A 2,630-nucleotide genomic window follows, 5' to 3' on the forward strand; every position below is an offset into this window, starting at 1 on the left:
GGCGGCGAAGAATTCGGCGACGCTGCCGGAGCCGTAGCTGAACAGGCCGATGGGCCGGCCGGTGAGGTCGTCTGCCTGGTCCAGGAGTGCGGCCAGGGCGAGGTAGACCGATGCGGTGTAGCTGTTGCCGATGACGTTGTTGTAGGTGGTGGTTTTGGTGAGGGCTTGTTCGATGGTGTTTTTGTCGGTGTCGCGTTCGCAGTAGTTCAGCAGGTGGCGGTGTGCTTTGTACGCCATTTTTGTGAAGGGCTGGTGGTAGCAGAACGCGGCGAAGTCGTCGAGGGTGTGGCCGCCTTGTTCTGTGTAGTCTTTCCAGGCGCCTTCGATGGCTTGGAGGTAGGCGTTGATGGATTCTTGTCCGTCGACGAGTGCGGTGTCGCGGTAGTTGGGCCGCCAGAAGTCCATGACGTCTGCGGTGTAGAGGCCGGAGGGGTCCTCGATGCGGAGCAGGGCGGGGTCGGCGCCGACGAGCATGGCGACTGCTGCGGCGCCCTGGGTTGCTTCGCCGGGGCTGTCGGCGTCGTATTTGGAGATGTCGCTGGCGATGACGAGGGCTTGTTGTGAGGGGTCGCGGCGTATGAGGCCGATGGCGAATTGCAGGGCGGCGGTTGCGCCGTAGCAGGCTTGTTTGAGTTCGACGACGCGGGTGGCTGAGGGCAGGCCGAGGAGGGAGTGGACGTAGACGCCGGCTGATTTGGCCTGGTCGATGGAGGATTCGGTGGCGAAGACGACGGTGCGGATCCTGTCGCTGCCGTGGCGGGCGATGATGGGTGCGGCGGCGGCTGCGGCCATGGTGACGATGTCTTCGTCGGCGGCGGCTACGCTCATGGATTCCTGGCCGATACCGATGTGGTATTTGCCGATGTCGGTGCCGTTGTGTTCTGCGAGTGCGGTGTGCGGCAGGACGAACTCGGTTGTGGCGAATGACAGGTCGTGGATTCCGAGTGGGTCGGACATGCCCTAGGCACCAACCTTTGCAGTCGTGTTGTCGCGTTCCAGTTGGATGTGTGCGCGCATGAGTTCGCCTGGGTTGGTCTGTGCTGCGAGGAGGGAGAGTTCGCCGCACAGCACTGTTGCGGCTGCGATGACGGCCAGCCGCCTGGCGTTGTGGCCGGGTTCGGTGTCGGCGCGGCAGCCGAGGCGGGTCAGGTTCGTCTCGACGAATCCCAGGCCTTTGCCGTTTCCTACGGTGCCGACGATGAGGTTCGGCAGGGTGCAGGAGAAGTAGAGGTCACCGTCGCGGTCTTCGGCCATGGTGACGCCCTGGGAGCCTTCGATGATGTTGGCGGCGTCCTGGCCGGTGGCGAGGTAGAAGCCGAGGAGCATGTTCGCGAAGTGGGCGTTCGCGGAGCGGATACCGCCGGCGAGGAGGGTGCCGAGGAGGTTTTTGCGGATGTTGAGCTCGACGACTTTGGCGGCGGTGGTGTGCAGGACGTCCGTGACGATCTGGCGGGGGATGAGGAGTTCGGTGATGACGTTTTTACCGCGGCCGAGGATGCCGTTGATCGCGGTGGCTTTCTTGTCGGTGCAGTAGTTCCCGGAGATCGATCCGTAGGAGATGCCGGGGACTGTTTTCAGCAGGTGGGTGAGGAGGGCGTCGGAGGCGAGGGTGGCCATGTTGTGGCCGGAGGCGTCGCCGGTGGCGAACTCGAAGCGGATGAACAGCAGGTTGGCGGTGATCTCGTGGCGGATGCCGATGAGGCGGGCGAACCTGCTGCAGCCGCGGACGATGTCGCGGAGTTCGTCGATGCGGGTGTCGAGCATCTGCGCGGCGGCGTGGGCGGTGGGTGCGTCGGTGGCCTCGACCAGGACCGAGCGGGTCATCCGCTCGTCCACCAGCGTGGCGACGATGCCCTGTTCGGTGAGCATGGACACCTTCGCGCCGCGGCCCACGGAAGGCCACAGGGGGGATTCGTAGGTGGCCAGAGGCACGTGGGTTTCGGTTTCGGCGACGTTCCCCGAGATGCGTACCGGTCCCACCCACTTCATCGGGACTCCGGCTATGGCGTGTGCTTCGGTCATCGTGTGCTTCCCGTCATCTCGTCAAGGTCGTCGGTGGTGCTGGAGCACAGAACCCGGAACCCGGCACCCGGCACCCGGCGCCGGGCGGTGGGGGCCGGTTTTCCGGGGCGGCTGTGCGAGTCGCGTGGTTCGCCGCCGGCCGGCGCCGGCCGGCAGGCCGCAGCGGACCGGGGGCAACGGGCGGGCGCGCCGGGTGCGGCCTGCGGTACGGCCGGGCCGCGCCCGCAGGCGCGGCGAGCGGACCGGCCCTCTTTTGCCGTCGGCAAGAGCGGGCCGGAAGCCGGTGCAGGATCCGGCGGCACGTCCGCCCGGTGCCGGGCCGCGGCCCAGCCGGTATCCGCGGCCCAGCTGGTGTCCGCGGTCCAGCCGGTATCCGGTCCGCGGGCGGCATCCGCAGCGCGGCCGGCGTTCGCTGCCCGGCGGTATCCGGTGTGTGGTTGCCGCCCGGGAGCCAGCAGGGGGCACGGCGTCCTGCTCGCCCGGCGGGCGGAAAACCGGTGCAGGATCCGGCGGCACGTCCGCCCGGTGCCGGCCCGCGGCCCAGCCGGTATCCGCGGCCCGGGGCGCATCCGGCCCGCGGCCGGCGTCCGCTTCCCGGGCCGGCGTCC

At 68.2% G+C, this 2,630-nt stretch carries 2 protein-coding genes; both read right to left on the reverse strand.

The window, feature by feature from the left end; all coding sequences use genetic code 11:
- The coding region (locus tag I003_RS0129355; protein WP_027774701.1) for a hydroxymethylglutaryl-CoA synthase at positions 1 to 957 on the reverse strand (957 nt) is incomplete at its 3' end.
- A gap of 3 nt (positions 958 to 960) precedes the next feature.
- Entirely contained in the window at positions 961 to 2,022 is a 1,062-nt protein-coding gene (locus I003_RS0129360) for a hydroxymethylglutaryl-CoA reductase (protein WP_027774702.1), read from the reverse strand.
- Between the last annotated feature and the right edge of the window lie 608 nt (positions 2,023 to 2,630).

Source organism: Streptomyces sp. CNQ329, from assembly GCF_000482585.1.

What these genes read in the sequence shown, in the direction of transcription:
- I003_RS0129360 (WP_027774702.1), bottom strand. Translation starts at nt 2,022, where the DNA reads ATGACCGAAGCACACGCCATAGCCGGAGTCCCGATGAAGTGGGTGGGA.